Below are 17,476 nucleotides of genomic sequence, written 5' to 3'. Positions count from 1 at the left end.
CCATCCTGGCTGTCGGCTGAGGTGGCGACCCAGGGCGCGATCCCTGAGCCCCTGGCGGCGCGGATCGATCCGCGCAAGGCCCTCGCCGCTTTGGTTGAGGCCGTGCGGCGTAAAGGTGCGGAAGTTCGGTCCGGCGCGCGTGTCGTGCGCGTTGAGGACGGTATCGTTGCTACGGATACGGAGACCTTCGGCGCGGCGCATATCGTTCTTGCCGCCGGAATGGGTGCGGGCCCGCTTCATGCTCAGGTCGTGTCGGGCGGCATGGGTCGGGGGGTGAAGGGTCAGGCGGCGCTGCTGACCGATCCCGGCGGGCTTCCGGGTCAGATGGTGTTCGCCACGGGTCTCTATATCGTACCGCATGGTAATGGCCTGATTGCCGTGGGCTCCACCAGTGAACGGGACTGGGTCGATGGGCTTACGACCGATGAGCAGTTGGATGACCTGATCGCACGCGCCGTTGAGGTCTGCCCGTCTCTCGGTCGGTCGACGGTGGTCGAGCGCTGGGCGGGTGTGCGGCCACGGGCACCGAGACCGGATGCGCTGCTTGGGCCGGTGCCGGGACGGGAGAACATCTGGTTCGCGAATGGTGGCTACAAAATCGGGATCGGAATATCCCACCGGGTCGGGGAAATGACGGCGGCTATGATCCTGGGGCGGAAGGTTGAGTTGCCGGAGCGGTTTAAAGCGGCCAGTCATGGCCTGACGGCGCTCTGAAATTTGTGGTCGAAAACGTTCACAATGCGCACCTTATGCAGGGATTGTGGTAAAAAATAAACACAACCCTGGATTTAGTGCCTCGATATCTGGTGCAATCGGCATCAATTTTCCCTGGATCGTGGGGTCAGGCATTGACCTCAACCGGCCATGATGGGAAATTTGGCGCCTGAATCATGTTGGGCCCTACCATTGCAGTTTACCCGTCTCCGCCTTCTCGGGTTTAAAAGTTTTGTCGATCCGACCGAACTGGTGATCTCACCGGGCCTGACCGGCGTGGTCGGGCCGAATGGCTGTGGCAAATCCAACCTGCTTGAGGCCCTGCGCTGGGTGATGGGCGAAAACCGGGCGAAATCCATGCGCGGTGACGGCATGGAGGACGTGATTTTTGCCGGGTCAAACAACCGCCCACAGCGCAACCACGCCGAGGTCACCCTGACGCTCGACAACCGCTCCAGGCTCGCTCCGGCGCAGTTTAATACCTCTGACACGCTTGAAGTGGTGCGTCGAATCACGCGGGACGCGGGTTCGGCCTACCGGACCAATGGCAAGGAAGCCCGCGCGCGTGACGTGCAGATGCTGTTTGCGGACGCGTCCACCGGCGCGCATTCGCCGGCTCTGGTGGGTCAGGGCCGAATCTCGGAGTTGATCAATGCCAAGCCCAAAGCCCGCCGTCGGGTGCTGGAGGAGGCCGCGGGTATTTCCGGCCTTTATCAGCGGCGGCATGAAGCGGAACTGAAACTGCGGGCGACGGAAGCGAACCTGGGCCGCGTCGGCGACGTGCTGGAAGCACTGGAAAGCCAGCTGTCCTCGCTTGCCCGTCAGGCGCGGCAGGCGGCGCGATACCGGGAGATTGCGGCGAATTTGCGTCGGTCGGAATCCATGCTGATCTGGCGGCTGTGGCGTGATGCGGATGAGGAGCGGGCCGAAGCGGCGGCCAAACTCATTGAGGCGTCAAAACAGCTGGCGGCGGCACAGTCGCAGGCGGCCTCCGCCACGCGGGCGCGGGATGAGGCCGAGGCGAGGCTTCCGGGCGTGCGGGACGAGGATGCCATCGCGGGCGCGGTTTTGCAGAAGGTCACGATTGAGCGCGACCGCCTGAAACAGGAGGCTGGCGAGGTCGCGCGTCAGATCGCGGAACTGCGCTCCGCCATTTCCCAGATCGAATCGGATCGGGAGCGGGAAGGCTCGCTCAACACCGATGCGGTCGAGATGGTCGAGCAGCTTCTGAAGGAAAGCAAATCGCTTCAGGAGGCGGGTGCCGGTCATGCCGAAGCCCTGTCCGAGGCGCGCATCCGGGCGGATCGTGCGGCGGAAAATCTCAAGGCGGCCGAGCGGGAGTATGACGAGGAAACCGAGGCCTCCGCACGGCTGGTGGCGGAGCACCAGATGGCCAACCGCAACCTTGAGGCCGCAAAACGGCGCGGTGGTGAGGTTGAGGCCGCTCTGACGCGGGCGGGCGATGCCCTGGCGCAGGTTGAGAAGGAGTTGCGCGAGGGTGAGGCCTCACTGGCGCAGGCGGCTGAGGCGCGCGACGTGTCGGCGGAGCGGGCCCAGGAGGCGGAGACCCGTCTGGCGTCGGCGGAGGAGGCATCGGCCGCGGCGCGTCAGTCCGAGACGGATCTGCGGTCCGAGCTGTCAAATATTTCCGGCAACCTGCGGGCTCTCGACTCGGAAGCGTCAGGGCTGGAGCGTCTACTGAAAACCGGTTCGGGCGGATCGGATCAGGTGCTCGACCGGATTGAGGTCAAGGCGGGTTACGAGACGGCGCTGGGCGCGGCTTTGGCGGATGATCTGTCCATGCCTGTCCTGGGGGATGAGGCGGCTGGCAGCGGCTGGCGATCCCTTGCGCCTCTGGGTAATGCGCCCGGCTTGCCGGACGGGGCCGAGGCCATGACCGGGTTCCTGACCGCGCCGGATGCACTGGCGCGGCGGCTGGCGGCGATTGGGGTGGTGGATGCCGCGGACGGGGCGCGGCTGCAGAAGCAACTGGGGCCAGGCCAGAGGCTCGTCAGTCTCGAGGGCGATCTGTGGCGTTGGGACGGGTTTTCGGTTGAGGCGGGTAAGGCGCCATCTGCGGCGGCGCTGCGGCTTCAGCAGCAAAACCGGATGCGCGAGATTCGGGCGCAGCGGGTCGAGATTTCCAGTCGCAAGGAAGCGCTCGAAACGCGGGTTGCGGAGGCGTCTGCCGCTGGAATGAAAGCTGCCGAGGCGGAAAAGGCGGCCCGTGCCGAGCGCAAGCAGGCTGATCAGGCCGCGGCGGACGCGGTGCGGGCGCTAAACCGGACCGAGTCCCAAATCGAGGCGCTGAAATCGCGGCTTGGCACGTTGCAGTCGGCGAGGAGCCGCGCGGCAACCGAGCTTGAGGAATGCCGGACGGAAATTTCCGAGGCCGAGGCGGCCGCACGGGCGCTGGATGATCCCGGCGCGGCGCGTGAGGCGGTGGTGCAGAAGAAGATGGGCGTGGAATCCGCCCGCATCACCATGCTGACCCATCGCACGGAAGCCGATGAGCTTGACCGTGCCGGCAAGGTCCGCGAGCGCCGTCTGAACGAGATTACCCGTGAGATTGACGGCTGGAACCGCCGCCAGGCCAACGCAACCACGCGCCTGTCCGATCTGGATCGGCGTGAACGGGAATCAAGGAAAGCCTTGGAAGAGGCGCAGGTGCGCCCCGATGAGCTCAAGCGCAAAATCGCGGAACTGGACGCATCCCATGAGGAGAACGCCGTTCGACGGCACAAGGCCGCGGATGCCCTGGCCGCTGCCGAGACGGAACTTCGCGAGCTGACGGCTGCTGCCCGCGTCGCTGAGTCTGATCTGTCGAGCGCCCGTGAGGCCCGCGCCCGTATTGAGGCTCTGTCCGAGGCCGCCCAGGCGCGCGTGACCGCCGCAAGCGAACGGCTGGAATCGGAAACCGGTGCGACACCGGCGGAACTGCTGGCGAAACTGGCCGTGTCGGCCGAGGATATTCCCGGTTACGAAGCCATCGAGAATGATGTGAACCGCCTCAAACGTCAGCGCGACAGCCTTGGTGCAGTCAATCTGCGGGCCGAAGAGGACGCACGCGAGGTACAGTCCGAGTTCGAGACGCTGGCCGTGGAGCGTGGCGACTTGGAAGCCGCGATTGGCAAGCTGCGGGAAGGCATCGCCAACCTCAACAAGGAGGGACGCGAGCGCCTTTTGGAAGCCTTTGACGAGGTGAACCGCAATTTCTCGATGCTGTTCCGGCATCTGTTCGGCGGCGGCGAGGCCAGTCTTGCCCTGATCGAGAGCGAGGATCCTCTGGATGCCGGTCTCGAGATCATGTGCCAGCCGCCGGGCAAGAAACTGTCGACGCTGTCGCTTCTTTCGGGTGGTGAGCAGACGCTGACGGCGCTCAGTCTGATCTTTGCGGTGTTCCTGGCCAATCCGTCGCCGATCTGTGTGCTGGACGAGGTGGATGCGCCGCTGGATGATGCCAACGTCAACCGGTTCTGTGATCTGCTCGACGAGATGACAAAGCGCACGAACACGAGGTTCCTGATCATCACGCACCATGCCGTGACCATGGCCCGGATGGACCGGCTCTTTGGCGTTACGATGGCCGAACAGGGCGTGAGCCAGCTGGTTTCCGTAGACCTGGCGGCTGCGGAAAGAATCGTCGAAAATGTGGCCTGACCGGAACCGGTGCGGGGATCAATGAGCCCGAAAAGCCAGCGTGTTCTGGTAACCGGTGGGGCCGGATACATCGGTAGCCATACCCTTCCCGAACTGATGATGGCTGGACATGAGGTTCATGTCATTGATGATCTTTCCAATGGGCATGGCGTGGCTTTGGAGCGGTGCCGCCAGATTGTCGGACGGGATTTTGGGTTCTCGGAGGCCGATATCCGTGATGCGGCTCGCGTTTCGGAGGTGATCCGAGCGTTTGGCCCTGATGTTGTGATTCATTTTGCGGGGCTGAAGTCTCCGTCCGAATCGATCGAAAAACCGGACCTCTATCGTGAGGTAAACGTCATAGGCAGTCTTAGACTGCTGGATGCGATGCGCGCGGGCGGGTGTCAGCGGCTGGTGTTCTCATCAAGTGCGGCGGTTTACGGGCCTCCCGACTTTCTTCCGATTTCCGAGGATCACCCGCGCCGTCCCACAACGCCCTATGGCGCGAGCAAGGCCGAGGTTGAGGATATTCTCGTCCAGGAGGCTGCGAAGGATACCACGTTGACCTGCGCTATTTTGCGCTATTTCAACCCGGTTGGGGCGCATGCGTCGGGGCTGATCGGGGAACACCCACAGGATATTCCCACCAATCTGGTGCCTTACATTGTGGATGTGGCCCGGGGCCGGTTGCCGCGGCTGAACGTGTTTGGCGATGACTACGGGACGCCGGATGGAACCGGCGTCCGGGACTACATCCACGTCACGGACCTTGCGCGGGCGCATGTGGCTGCGCTCGACTGGACGGCAGGCGCGACCGGGGCGCGTGAGTTCAATCTTGGAGCAGGCGAGGGAACCAGCGTTCGCGATCTTATCCGGACGTTCGAAACCGCCACCGGCAGAGATATCCCGTTTGTCGTTGCCCCGCGACGTCCAGGCGACGTGGCCAGCAGCTATGCCGATCCTGGGCGGGCGGAACGTGAACTGAAATGGAAGGCTGAACTTACCCTCACCGACATGTGCCGGTCGGCCTGGGCATGGGGCGCGCGGAACCCCGAGGGCTACGCCTGACGGTTTTCCGCTGAGGCGTGGGTCCGCCTTCTTTTTTGTGTCGCATGTTTGTGAAAATTCGGGTATGGCTGGCAAAAATTCACCATAACCTGACTTCCCTGGGGCGAGTGGCAGAGTATGAATGCGGTGTCGGCCGGTATCGATTTGCAGGCGATTTTTTTGCCCGCTCTGGCCGGATTCACATTGAGTCTGATTGTCTGTGTAGGACTGGTCCTTACGCAGCGCTGGCACGGTCACCTGTCCCATGATGACAGTGTTGGCGTACAAAAGTTTCACAAAAACCCAACTCCCCGCATTGGTGGCGCCGCAATAGCAATCGCTTTCGCTGCGGTGACGCCCTTCCTGCCCGAAGGTATCCGGCAGTTCTGGCTCGCGACCGGTATTGCCGGAATCCCCGCGCTGGCCGCCGGTCTGACCGAGGATGTGACCCGCAAGGTCGGTGTGAAGGGGCGGTTGCTGGCTACTATGATTTCCGGCGTCGCCTTTGCCGGTCTGTCGGGCTACGTGATGAACCGGGTTTATCTGCCGGGTGTGGACTGGCTTTTGTCTTTTTACATGATCGCGGTGCTTTTTACCGGCTTTGCCATGGGTGGTGTGGCGAATGCGATTAATATCATCGACGGTTTTAATGGGCTGGCTTCCGGCGCGCTGATTATCATGTTCACGGCGTTTGCCTTTGTGGCCTATCAGGTAGGCGACGGTCTTGTCTTCTCGCTGGCCGTTTTATTTGCGGCAATCGTCGCCGGGTTTTTCTGCGTTAATTTCCCGTTGGGTCGTATTTTCCTCGGGGATGGTGGGGCCTATTTTTGCGGCTTTCTGCTGGCCTGTCTTGGTGTTTTGCTGCCGATGCGCAACCCGGAAACCTCGGCCTGGGCGGCGATCCTTATCTGTGGCTACCCGGTGATTGAGACACTGTCGTCGATGCGGCGCAAGGCCAAACGTCAGGGCCATAGCGTTGGCAAACCTGACCGGGTGCATTTCCACATGCTGGCCTATCGCTGGTATGCCCGCAAACTGGTTCCGAACACCGGAGGCCGCTACGATCTGCGCAATCCGGCCACCAGTATTGTGACCTGGACGCTGCCGGTTTTGACGGCGGTGTTTGCTGCGGTGAGCTACCACACGGTTTGGCTCAGCGCGGTTCTATTTTTTGTCACGGCCGTGGTGTACGGGCGTGTTTACAGAATGATGTCCCTCAACTGACCTGAAAGGTTGGTGTCTTGTTGATTAAAAAAGTTCCCCAAATTTCCGGGGTGCTCACGAATTGTGACGGGAACAGTCGGTTATATTACGGGTTGAGCCAGCTGAGTTGCGCGCTGTCGCAAGTCCCGGTATGCAGCGCGATCGAGCAGGTGAGTTGATTATGAAGCATGTAACCTCGCCGACTTTACATGTCGGCATCATTATGGATGGCAACGGGCGCTGGGCGAAAGCACAGGGTCTGGCCCGTATTTCAGGACATACCCAGGGCGCACGCCGTGTCACCGACATAGTTCGGGCCTGTCCGGATCTGGGCATTTCGCATCTGACGCTTTTTGCGTTCTCGACCGAAAACTGGCAGCGGCCGGTGAGTGAGGTTGAGGGGCTGATGCGGATTTTTCAGCAGTATATTCAGAGGAAGATGGCGGGCCTGCGCAAGCATGGCGTTCGCGTGCGTTTCATCGGAATGCGCCATCGGGTGCCGCAGAATTTGCGTGACCTGATGGAAGAGCTCGAGGCGCAGACCCGCGACTGTCGTGGTTTGAACCTGACCATCGCCATTGACTATGGATCGCGGGATGAAATGGCGCGGGCGGCTCAGGAAATTGCCGGCCGTGTGGTGTCCGGTGAGATTTCACCCGCCGACATTGACGAATCCATGATGGACCGCTCGCTCGACACGCGGGAGTTGCCCGATCCGGATTTCATCATTCGCACGTCGGGGGAGCTGCGGCTCTCGAACTTCCTGCTCTGGCAGTCCGTGTATTCCGAATATTCCTTCCCGAAAATTTCCTGGCCGGACTTCACGGTTGAGGATCTGAGACGCGAGGTCGCGGATTTTGCGGGCCGCAACCGTCGCTTTGGGGCCGTGACACCGGCCGGTTTGGACACGTCGCCTCTGACGGCCCGCGGCTGATCCCCGTGAGGGTCAGCCCGGTTGGTTCGTGCTGATCGCCTGACGCAGGGCGTGCCAGCTGGCCTTCGGTGTACGCTTCTGGGTTTCGAAATCCACGTGGACCATGCCGAAACGTTTGTCGTAGCCGAAAGCCCACTCGAAATTGTCCATCAGCGACCAGGTGAAGAAGCCTTTCAGCGGCACGCCTGATTTTATCGCGTCAAGCGCCGCGCCGAAGTGGCTGTCCATGTAGTCGGTGCGGACCAGATCATTGACGGGTTCACTGTCCGCGAGGCCGTTTTCAGTGACGTAGATGGGCATTTTCCTGTCTGTCAGGTCGCCGACGCGTTTAAGGAAATGCAAAAGGCCCTCCGGATAAATTTCCCAGCCCATATCGGTCTTCGGCAGGGGGCCGGGGACTGTCATGTAGGACGGCCATAGGCTGACCGGGTCAGCGGCGATGACGCTGCGGGTGTAGTAGTTGATGCCGAACCAGTCGAGTGGCGTGGCGATCACGTCAAAATCATCCTGCCAGCCCTGCGGCATGTGGGGTGCAAGCCCCTCGAGGACCTGTGTCGGATACGTCTTCTCAAATATGCCGCCAACGAACCAGCGGTTGTAGATCGCGTCGTTCAATTCCGCGGCACGGATGGTCTCGGGTTTATCGTCCGCCGGCTGGGAATACTCGAAGTTGCAGACGATACCGAGGTTGTCATGACCGTCAGCGCGCAGGGCCTGCACCGCCGTACCATGGGCCAGCAAAACATGATGCATGGCGTGGGCAGCGGCGCGAATGTCGCGCAAACCGGGGGCGTGATGGCCGAGGAAGTGGCTCAGCCAGGCCACGCACCAGGGTTCGTTGAGCGTTGCGGTACCCTCAATGCGGTCCCCGAAGCGGTTCATAACCAGGCGGGAGTAGTCCGTGAACCAGTTGGCGACGTCGCGGTTGCGCCATCCGCCGAGATCGGAGAGCGCCGCGGGCATTTCCCAGTGGTAGAGCGTGGCCCAGGGCTGGAGCCCGCGCTCGAGCATCCCGTCGATGAGCCGATCGTAAAAGTCGAGACCTTCCTCATTGGGTGTTCCGCGACCCTCAGGCAGGATCCGCGGCCAGGACAGGGAAAAGCGGTAGGCGTCCAAACCGGCATTGCGGACGAGGTCCAGGTCCTCTTCCCAACGATGGTAATGGTCACAGGCGACAAGGGTGTTTTCGCTGTTTGCGATGTTCCCCGGCGTGGCGCAAAAGGTATCCCAGTGCGAAGGGCCGGCCCCGCCATAGCCTGATCCCTCGATCTGAAGGGCGGCGGCGGCGGTGCCAAACACGAAGCCTTCCGGGAAATCGCTTCGACTGAAGGAAAGGGTGGCGTTATCCATATTTTAGTCCCTCGGGGCAGGGGCCGGTGGAGCGGCCCACGGTCAGATCGGCTTCCCAAAGCTCGTGCTGTGGAGACCGGTCCGCGCTTTCAATGATGTCCATGAGCATTTCCGCGCATCGACGCCCGGCGCCTCGCACGGATGATCGGGTTGCGGTGAACAGAGGCACGGCGCCCCCATTCGGAAGATAGGAGAGATCGTCGTCGTGGGTGATGATGGAAATGTCCCGCCCGGAATGCAGGCCAAGTTCCCCGGTCGCGCGAAGCACGCCCAGGGCAACCATGATGGATGAGGTGATAATGGCTGTTGGAGGATTGTCATCCGCCAGCATTTTTCGCGTGGAATCGTATCCGAGTGGTTCCACCATATCGGCCGCAAAAACGAGGGCCGGGTCATAGGGTACGCCACGCCGGGTCAGCGCGTCCTGATAGCCCTGATGCCGCCTTGCCGCGAAGTTGTGGGTCTCGATGCCGTTGAGCAGGGCAATGCGCCTGTGGCCAAGATCGAGCAGGAAATCCGTTGCCCGTAGAAAGGCACGACGGTTGTTCATGTCGAGCCATGAGTATTCAGATTCCGGTCGCGTATCCCGCCCGTGAACCACAAAGGGCAGCCCAAGTTCCTGGAGCAGATCAATCCGGTAGTCGTTGATGTGCGGCCCGTGAACGATCACGCCGTCTACCTTTCGGTTCGCGACCAGCGTGCGGTAGGCGTCGGCTTCCTCGGTTTCGGGAACCACCGACAGAATGGAATCGTAGCCCCGCGTTGAATAGACCTCTCCGGCGCCAGCCATGAATTCGGCGAAGATCGGGTTGATCATCTGGTGGCCGGAAATGGGAATGACGTGGCCGATGGTGTGCGACCGGCCCGTGGCAAGACGCTTGGCGACCTGATTCGGTGCGTAACCGTATTTTCGGGCCGCCGCGGTCACCCGTTCACGCGTGTTGGCGTTAACTTCCGGGTAGCCGTTCAGCGCGCGACTGACGGTTGTCGGCGACAATTCAAGCAGTTTTGCAAGTTCCTTAAGGTTCATTTTTATCAGGAGGCCTCCAAAGCGCTTTGGATCGTTGCAAAAACCCCTGATGCTGACAATCCTTTTTTTTCTGGCAATCTGTCAAATTACTTGACAGAATTGGGGGGCTGGCGCATTCGTTTGGCATTCAAAACGGTTTGAATGCCATGCATTGAGCCGAAGAAAAAAACTGCAGCGGCCTGTAAGGGTCGGAAAAATGGGAGACTACCAAATGAGGAAATCGCTATTGGCCGGTGTTGCCGGACTCGCGCTTGCCGCGGGGTCGGTATCCGCCCAGGATCTGAAATTTACGCCGGGTGAGGGTGGTTACAACTGGGACAGCTACAATGCTTTCGCGGAGGCAAACGACCTGTCCGGCCAGACCCTGAACCTGTTTGGACCGTGGCGCGGCGATGACCAGGCGCTTGCCGAAAGCGTGTGGGCCTATTTTGCGGCGGCAACGGGTGCGACCGTCAACTACTCATCTTCCGAATCTTACGAGCAGCAGATCGTGATCGACACCGAGGCCGGCAGCCCGCCGGACATCGCGATCCTGCCGCAGCCTGGCCTGATCCAGAACCTTGTCTCCAAAGGTTTTGTCGAGCCGCTGGGCGAGGAAACCGCGTCCTGGCTGGCTGACAATTACGCCGCCGGTGACAGCTGGGTGGGTCTTGGCACCTATGCCGGTCCGGACGGCGAGGACCGTCTCTATGCGTTCCCCTACAAAATTGACGTGAAATCCCTCGTTTGGTACTCGCCCGACAACTTCGAGGATGCGGGATACGAAGTTCCGGAGTCGATGGAGGAGCTGAAAGCCCTGAATGACCAGATCGTCGCGGATGGGGGGACACCGTGGTGCATCGGTCTGGGGTCAGGTGGCGCTACCGGGTGGCCCGCGACCGACTGGGTTGAGGATCTGATGCTGCGCACTCAGCCCGCCGAGGTTTACGACCAGTGGACCAACAACGAAATTCCGTTTGATGACGAGCGCGTTGTGGCCGCCATCGAGGAATTTGGCGCCTTTGCCCGCAATGACGACTATGTTGCCGGTGGTGCTGGAGCGGTGGCGTCAACCGACTTCCGCGACAGTCCGAAAGGTCTCTTCTCCTCGCCGCCGCAGTGCTACATGCACCGCCAGGCCTCCTTCATTCCGTCCTTCTTCCCGGAAGGCACCGAGTTGGGCATCGACGCGGACTTCTTCTACTTCCCGTCATACGCTGAAAAAGATCTGGGCAATCCGGTTCTTGGTGCCGGTACGCTGGCTTTCATAACCAATGATACCCCTGCGTCCCGTGCTTTCATTGAATTCCTGAAAACCCCAATCGCTCACGAGGTATGGATGGCCCAGACCGGGTTCCTCACACCGCTGCAGTCAGTGGACACCGAGCTCTACGGAGATTCGACTCTCAAGAAAATGGGCAGCATCCTTCTCGACGCGACCACGTTCCGCTTTGACGGTTCGGACCTGATGCCCGCCGGTGTGGGTGCCGGCACCTTCTGGACCGGTATGGTTGACTATGCCGGTGGCAAGGATGCCGCCGAGGTTGCTGGCGAAATTCAGAGCAGCTGGGATGGCCTGAAATAAGCCAAACTAATTGTGAGGCTCCGCCGAGTGCGGGGTCTCCTTTAATCAGCCAGGGGAGGGGCTCATGCATCCGGCATTGCAGGGTATTATCACGATCATCCTTGGGGTTGGGGGGTGTGTAGGGTACTTTTACTTTTCCAACCAGATACTCGATAAGGTCATTTTTCCGGCCAAAGGCAAGGATATGGGGCGCAACATCAACCGCGCCAACATGGTCCGGCCTTGGCTGTTTCTCTTTCCGGCCGTATTCGCCCTTGGGCTTTACCTCGCCTATCCGGTTGTCGCCACATTGTGGCTCTCCCTGACCGACCGGGACGCCGGCGGCGCCTTCGTCGGCTTAGCCAATTACAGTGCGATGATGGCGGAACCGAAGTTTTGGGAAGCGCTTCGCAACAACTTCCTGTGGCTTCTGATCGTGCCGGCGATGTCGACCGCGTTTGGGCTGCTTGCCGCGCAGCTGACCGACCGGATCAGCTGGGGCAGCATCGCCAAGTCGATGGTGTTTATGCCCATGGCAATTTCCTTCGTTGGCGCGTCGGTAATCTGGAAGCTGATCTACGACACACGCCCGGAGGGCCAGGATCAGATCGGCGTCCTCAACGCCATCTGGGTCTGGATGGGTGGCGAGCCGCAGACGTGGCTGACCATTATTCCGTGGAACAACTTTTTGCTGATGGTCGTGCTGATCTGGATCCAGACCGGTTTCGCGATGGTGATCCTGTCCGCCGCCCTGCGTGGTATTCCCGAGGAGACGGTGGAAGCTGCAATCATCGACGGCGCGAATCCTTTCCAGATTTTCTTCAAGATCAAGGTGCCGCAGATTATGGGCACGATCGTGGTGGTTTGGACGACCATTACGCTCGTTGTGCTCAAGGTGTTCGACATCGTTCTGGCCATGACCAACGGCCAGTGGGAGACGCAGGTTCTCGCCAACTACATGTATGACAAGATGTTCCGGTCGTTTGACTGGGGTGTGGGCTCCGCCGCGGCGATGGTCATCATGCTGCTGGTTCTGCCGATTTTGATCTGGAACGTGCACAACGTTCGCAAGGAACTGAAATAGGGGGGATGGTGCAATGAGCGAAGTCGTAGGCAAAAAATCATCCCTGGTCTGGGCGGTTCACCTGTCCGTTGTGCTGCTGGTCGCGGCGTGGGTCTTCCCGACCGTTGGTCTGTTCGTGTCGTCGTTCCGCACGGGTGATCAGATCGCGTCGAGCGGCTGGTGGTCGGCCCTGTCGACACAGGAGCGTCAGAACCCCGCCATCCGCATCAGCGGCGATGAGGTCGAGCGCGACGGCATGTTCGTGATTGAGGGCGATCTGTTTGAGAACTCTTCCGTTTCGGTATCCGCCTGGGGGACGAGCTCCCGGGAAACGGAGGCATATGGCCCCGGCGACGTGGCCGACCTCGGAGATGGGGAGACCCTGGTCCTTTCGGAAGAAGGCCGGTTCGTTCTGTCCGGACCGGAGAGTTTTGAGGGTGAACGTCTGCCCCGGATCTTTTCGACCGTGTCGTCACCACCTGATTTCACACTCGAAAACTACCGCAACGTGCTGTTCAGTTCGACCGCGGCGGCCGGTATTGGGAAGTCGTTTATCAATACACTGACGGTGTCCATTCCGGCGACGATCATTCCCATTCTGATTGCGGCATTTGCGGCCTATGCACTGGCCTGGATGGATTTTCCCGGTCGTGCGCTGTTGATTGCTGCTGTCGTGGGGCTTTTGGTGGTCCCGTTGCAGCTCGCGTTGATCCCGCTTCTGCAGCTGCACAACGACATCGGTATCGGTAAGGGTTATCTGGGCACCTGGCTGGCGCATACCGGCTTTGGTCTGCCGCTCGCCATATATCTGCTGCGCAACTACATGGTTGGCCTGCCCAAGGACATCATCGAGAACGCGCGGGTCGACGGTGCGACGGATTTCCAAATCTTTGTCAAAATCGTTCTGCCACTGAGTTTCCCGGCGCTGGCGTCTTTTGCGATCTTCCAGTTCCTGTGGACGTGGAATGACCTGCTGGTGGCGTTGGTGTTCCTTGGCACGGATGATGACACTCTGGTTCTGACCGGGCGCCTGGTGAACCTGCTTGGTTCGCGCGGCGGTCAGTGGGAGATCCTGGCGACCTCGGCATTCGTATCAATCGCAATTCCGCTCGTCGTGTTCTTCTCGATGCAGCGTTACCTGGTTCGCGGCCTGCTGGCCGGGTCCGTCAAGTAGAAGTGAGTAAACCCGTGGCGACAAATTCAGCTTTGCGTTCCGATCCGGACTGGTGGCGTGGCGCGGTGATCTATCAGATCTATCCGCGCTCATACCAGGATTCCGACGGCGACGGCATCGGGGACCTCCAGGGGATTATCCAGCGCCTGCCGCATGTGGCAAAACTGGGTGCGGATGCGGTCTGGATATCTCCGATCTTTAAATCTCCCATGCTGGATTTCGGGTATGACATCACGGATTACTGCGACATTGATCCGATGTTTGGCACACTGGCCGATTTCGATGCCCTGATCGAACGGGCGCATGAACTGGGTATTCGTGTGCTGATCGACCTCGTCATCAGCCACACCTCTGACCAGCATCCGTGGTTCAAGGAAAGCCGCTCGAGCCGGGATAACCCTAAATCCAACTGGTATGTCTGGGCCGAACCGAGCCCGGACGGAACGCCGCCCAACAACTGGCTGTCGATCTTTGGCGGCCCGGCCTGGGAGTGGGACTCGGAGCGTCTGCAGTACTACATGCACAACTTCCTGACCCAGCAGCCGGATCTGAATTTCCATGAACCGGAAGTGCAGGACGCGCTGCTGAACACTGCCCGGTTCTGGCTGGACCGGGGTGTGGACGGGTTTCGGCTCGATACGATCAACTTCTACTTTCACGATGAGGAATTGCGGAGCAATCCGCCGCTGGCGCCGGAGGATCGCGACTATTCCACTGCGCCGGCCGTGAACCCGTACAACCATCAGGATCATCTGTTCGACAAAAGCCGTCCCGAAATGACTGGTTTCCTGCGACGGTTGCGCGCCCTGATGAACGAGTACACGGATACCGCCGCCGTGGGTGAGGTCGGGGACGCACAGCGTGGCATGCAGATCATGGGCGAATACACCCGTGGCGATGACCTGATGCACATGTGCTACGCGTTTGAGTTCCTGGCGCCTGATGCTCCGACCGGTCGACGCGTTGGCGAGGTGCTGCAGAAATTCAGCAAGGTCGCGGCAGACGGCTGGGCCTGCTGGGCATTTTCGAACCACGATGTTGAGCGCCATTCCTCCCGCTGGAACCTCGATGAGGACATGCTGCGGGTCTATCTGGCGCTGATGCTGTCGCTGCGCGGCTCCGTGTGCCTGTACCAGGGCGAGGAACTGGGCCTGCGGGAGGCAGATGTGCCGTTTGAGGCGCTTCAGGACCCCTATGGCAAGCGGTTCTGGCCAAAATTCAAGGGCCGGGACGGTTGCCGCACGCCGATGGTCTGGCAGAAAGACAACAGCAATGGCGGTTTCAGTCAGTCGAAACCCTGGCTGCCGGTATCGGCCGATCACGTAAACGCCGCGGTCGAGGTTCAGGAAGGCGACCCGGCCTCAATGCTGTCCTTCTACCGCGACATGATCGCGTGGCGTAAGGATCACGCCGTTTTGGCCAAGGGTGAGTTCGAGGTTCGCGATATTGGCGACGGCCATGTGGCCTTTGTGCGGACCATGCCAGGCGAGAGCATGTTCTGCGCATTCAACCTGATGAAATCGCCACTCACGGTTTCGCTGCCTGATGGCGAATGGGAGCAGGTCGCCGCGCCGGGATTCGAGGCGCAGATCGAACACGGCATGGCGCATCTGGACGGTGGTCAGGCGTTCTTTGCACGACAAAAGACAAACCAAAATTCCGGGGGGAACAATGGCTGAGCTAACACTTTCAAACGTCTCCAAATCCTATGGTCCGGTTGAGGTTCTGCGGAATATCAATCTCGACATCAACACCGGCGAGCTGATCGTGTTCGTCGGACCCTCCGGCTGCGGCAAATCCACCCTTCTGCGCATGATTGCGGGGCTGGAGAAAATCAGCGGCGGTGACCTTCAGATCGACGGCGTTCGCATGAATGACGTGCCGCCCGCGCAGCGTGGTATCGCGATGGTGTTCCAGTCCTACGCGCTTTACCCCCACATGACCGTCCGTGAAAACATGGCGTTCGGCATGAAAATCGCCAAAACCCCGCCGGCGGAGATTGAGGCGGCGGTGGATCGCGCGGCGAAGATGCTTCAGCTTGAGCCCTATCTCGACCGTCTGCCCAAAGCACTGTCGGGTGGTCAGCGTCAGCGTGTTGCAATCGGTCGTTCGATTGTGCGGCAGCCGAAGGTGTTCCTTTTCGATGAGCCGCTCTCGAACCTTGATGCGGCCCTGCGCGTCGCCACGCGAATTGAGATTGCGCAGCTGAAGGAGAGCCTGCCCGATTCGACCATGATCTACGTGACCCACGACCAGGTTGAGGCCATGACCCTGGCCTCGCGGATTGTGGTGCTGCATGGTGGGGATATTGAGCAGGTGGGGTCGCCCCTGGAGCTCTATGAGCGCCCGGCAAACCTCTTTGTGGCGCAGTTCATTGGCTCTCCTGCCATGAACATCTTTCACGGCAAGGTAGTCTCAACGGGCGCCGAGACGGCCGTGGAGCTTGAGGCCGGGGGCACGGCCCATGTGTCTGTTCCAAGCGCCGATGCAGATATGGGCACGGCAGTGCAGTTGGGCATTCGGCCCGAGGATCTCGTACCCTCGCAGGAGGGCGTCCTGGTGAATGGCACCGTGGAAATCATTGAGGGCCTTGGTGAAACCACGCTGGTCCACCTCGCAAAAATTGGCGGGGATGAGCCCGCGATTGCCAAGCTTCCAGGGATCCATCGGTTGAAAAAAGGTGAGAGCATCAAGCTGACAGCGGCGCGGGAGAAACTTCATCTCTTTGATTCAAATGGAATTTCCTTTCATCACAGATGATTCTCCGCTAGCCTGAAAACAGTGCTTGGAATAAATCACTTTTCGTGATTTATAGCCTTTGCCGGAAATGAGCGGGGGAGCGATACATGTTTTTGGTCTGTGGAGAAGCGCTGTTCGACCTGTTTCTTGAGAACGAACAGGGACCCGGCATCGCGACATACGATGCGCGCGCTGGCGGTTCGCCTTTCAATGTTGCCATCGGAATGTCCCGCCTTGGCGCCGATTCCGGGCTGCTGACGGGTATCTCCACGGACATGCTGGGTCAGCGTCTTGAAACCGTTCTGCGGTCCGAGAATGTTTCCACCCGCTATGCCATCTCCACCGACCGGCCCACGACGCTGAGTGTGGTGGGTGTCGATTCGGTGGGTGTTCCCGCCTATCAGTTTTACGACGAGAATTCGGCCGGGTCGGGGGTTACGCTTGAGGAACTGCCGGAGATCGGCTCTGACGTGACCGGCTTCCATTTCGGATCGTTTTCTGTTGTCGCTCCGCCCGTGGCGGGCGTGCTGGCGCATCTGGCAGAGAAGTTTGACGACCGTTTCATTTCGCTCGACCCCAACATCCGCCCGACCGTTGAGCCTGACATGGGCATCTGGCGCATCCGCCTCGACAAGCTTTACGGACATGCGAACCTCGTAAAAATCAGCGCCGAGGATCTGGAAATTCTGCATCCTGGCATGTCGGCCGAGGAATACTCCGCGCAACTGATCGAGCGGGGCGTGCAGATGGTCGCGGTCACCGACGGGTCCGGGCCGGCGCGGGCCGTTCTGGCCAATGGTGCTACCGCCACCGCCACACCGCCCAAGTCGGAGGTGATCGACACTGTCGGGGCCGGGGACACGTTCCAGGCGGCCCTGCTGACCCGCCTGATGGAAGAGCCGGGCGGGCCGAAGGCGGCTCTCGACAACATGGATTCGGACGGTCTGTCCGACATCCTCAATTTTGCGGCCCGCGCCGCTGCCATTACCTGCTCCCGCCGCGGTGCGGACATGCCGCGTCGTTCCGATCTGAACTAGACC

General features: G+C 60.6%; 13 protein-coding genes. 11 read left to right on the top strand and 2 right to left on the bottom strand.

What is annotated here, in order from left to right:
- The 5 genes from ACP15P_RS13730 to uppS all read left to right on the top strand — a co-directional run.
- Window positions 1-714 (top strand): NAD(P)/FAD-dependent oxidoreductase (locus tag ACP15P_RS13730; protein WP_424929043.1); only part of this gene is annotated, 714 nt, incomplete at its 5' end.
- 192 nt (window positions 715-906) lie between these two features.
- Window positions 907-4,374 (top strand): chromosome segregation protein SMC, encoded by a 3,468-nt coding sequence (smc, locus tag ACP15P_RS13725; protein ID WP_424929042.1) that lies wholly within the window; start codon window positions 907-909, stop codon window positions 4,372-4,374.
- A 21-nt stretch (window positions 4,375-4,395) separates the two neighbouring features.
- Window positions 4,396-5,421, top strand: coding sequence for a UDP-glucose 4-epimerase GalE (gene galE, locus ACP15P_RS13720; RefSeq protein WP_424929041.1), 1,026 nt, complete (start codon window positions 4,396-4,398; stop codon window positions 5,419-5,421).
- Between the two features lie 183 nt (window positions 5,422-5,604).
- A complete protein-coding gene (locus ACP15P_RS13715) occupies window positions 5,605-6,624 on the top strand; it encodes an MraY family glycosyltransferase (RefSeq protein WP_424929040.1) in 1,020 nt (339 codons plus the stop codon).
- A 160-nt stretch (window positions 6,625-6,784) separates the two neighbouring features.
- The gene (uppS, locus tag ACP15P_RS13710) at window positions 6,785-7,537 is read left to right on the top strand and encodes a polyprenyl diphosphate synthase (RefSeq protein WP_424929039.1); all 753 of its coding nucleotides are present in this window, start codon (window positions 6,785-6,787) and stop codon (window positions 7,535-7,537) included.
- A gap of 12 nt (window positions 7,538-7,549) precedes the next feature.
- Here uppS and ACP15P_RS13705 read toward each other — a convergent pair whose 3' ends face one another.
- Window positions 7,550-8,887, bottom strand: a complete 1,338-nt coding sequence (locus ACP15P_RS13705) for a GH1 family beta-glucosidase (RefSeq protein ID WP_424929038.1) — start codon at window positions 8,885-8,887, stop codon at window positions 7,550-7,552.
- Window positions 8,880-9,917: a substrate-binding domain-containing protein gene (locus tag ACP15P_RS13700; protein WP_424929037.1), complete on the bottom strand. Its 1,038-nt coding sequence runs from the start codon at window positions 9,915-9,917 to the stop codon at window positions 8,880-8,882. Before ACP15P_RS13700 ends, ACP15P_RS13705 begins: the two co-directional genes overlap by 8 nt.
- A gap of 211 nt (window positions 9,918-10,128) precedes the next feature.
- Between ACP15P_RS13700 and ACP15P_RS13695 the strand changes: the two genes are divergently transcribed.
- The 6 genes from ACP15P_RS13695 (at window position 10,129) to ACP15P_RS13670 (ending at window position 17,473) form a co-directional block, all read left to right on the top strand.
- Complete coding sequence (locus ACP15P_RS13695; protein WP_424929036.1) at window positions 10,129-11,481, top strand: ABC transporter substrate-binding protein; 1,353 nt, start codon at window positions 10,129-10,131, stop codon at window positions 11,479-11,481.
- A 64-nt stretch (window positions 11,482-11,545) separates the two neighbouring features.
- A complete protein-coding gene (locus ACP15P_RS13690; RefSeq protein WP_424929035.1) occupies window positions 11,546-12,544 on the top strand; it encodes a carbohydrate ABC transporter permease in 999 nt (332 codons plus the stop codon).
- 13 nt (window positions 12,545-12,557) lie between these two features.
- The gene (locus ACP15P_RS13685; protein WP_424929034.1) at window positions 12,558-13,697 is read left to right on the top strand and encodes a carbohydrate ABC transporter permease; all 1,140 of its coding nucleotides are present in this window, start codon (window positions 12,558-12,560) and stop codon (window positions 13,695-13,697) included.
- A 14-nt stretch (window positions 13,698-13,711) separates the two neighbouring features.
- Window positions 13,712-15,376 (top strand): alpha-amylase family glycosyl hydrolase, encoded by a 1,665-nt coding sequence (locus ACP15P_RS13680; RefSeq protein ID WP_424929033.1) that lies wholly within the window; start codon window positions 13,712-13,714, stop codon window positions 15,374-15,376.
- On the top strand, window positions 15,369-16,457 hold the full coding sequence (locus ACP15P_RS13675) for an ABC transporter ATP-binding protein (RefSeq protein ID WP_424929032.1): 1,089 nt from the start codon (window positions 15,369-15,371) through the stop codon (window positions 16,455-16,457). Before ACP15P_RS13680 ends, ACP15P_RS13675 begins: the two co-directional genes overlap by 8 nt.
- A gap of 86 nt (window positions 16,458-16,543) precedes the next feature.
- On the top strand, window positions 16,544-17,473 hold the full coding sequence (locus tag ACP15P_RS13670; RefSeq protein ID WP_424929031.1) for a carbohydrate kinase family protein: 930 nt from the start codon (window positions 16,544-16,546) through the stop codon (window positions 17,471-17,473).
- Window positions 17,474-17,476 lie beyond the last annotated feature (3 nt).

It is taken from the genome of Amaricoccus tamworthensis (assembly GCF_049800875.1).
GTDB classification, from domain to species: Bacteria; Pseudomonadota; Alphaproteobacteria; order Rhodobacterales; family Rhodobacteraceae; genus Amaricoccus; species Amaricoccus tamworthensis.
The sequence above is the reverse complement of the archived record's forward strand: the minus strand, read 5'-3'. Positions and strand labels throughout refer to the sequence as shown.

What these genes read in the sequence shown, in the direction of transcription:
- ACP15P_RS13685 (WP_424929034.1), top strand. Translation starts at nt 12,558, where the DNA reads ATGAGCGAAGTCGTAGGCAAAAAATCATCCCTGGTCTGGGCGGTTCAC.
- ACP15P_RS13705 (WP_424929038.1), bottom strand. Translation starts at nt 8,887, where the DNA reads ATGGATAACGCCACCCTTTCCTTCAGTCGAAGCGATTTCCCGGAAGGC.
- ACP15P_RS13690 (WP_424929035.1), top strand. Translation starts at nt 11,546, where the DNA reads ATGCATCCGGCATTGCAGGGTATTATCACGATCATCCTTGGGGTTGGG.
- ACP15P_RS13700 (WP_424929037.1), bottom strand. Translation starts at nt 9,917, where the DNA reads ATGAACCTTAAGGAACTTGCAAAACTGCTTGAATTGTCGCCGACAACC.
- ACP15P_RS13670 (WP_424929031.1), top strand. Translation starts at nt 16,544, where the DNA reads ATGTTTTTGGTCTGTGGAGAAGCGCTGTTCGACCTGTTTCTTGAGAAC.
- uppS (WP_424929039.1), top strand. Translation starts at nt 6,785, where the DNA reads ATGAAGCATGTAACCTCGCCGACTTTACATGTCGGCATCATTATGGAT.
- galE (WP_424929041.1), top strand. Translation starts at nt 4,396, where the DNA reads ATGAGCCCGAAAAGCCAGCGTGTTCTGGTAACCGGTGGGGCCGGATAC.
- ACP15P_RS13675 (WP_424929032.1), top strand. Translation starts at nt 15,369, where the DNA reads ATGGCTGAGCTAACACTTTCAAACGTCTCCAAATCCTATGGTCCGGTT.
- ACP15P_RS13695 (WP_424929036.1), top strand. Translation starts at nt 10,129, where the DNA reads ATGAGGAAATCGCTATTGGCCGGTGTTGCCGGACTCGCGCTTGCCGCG.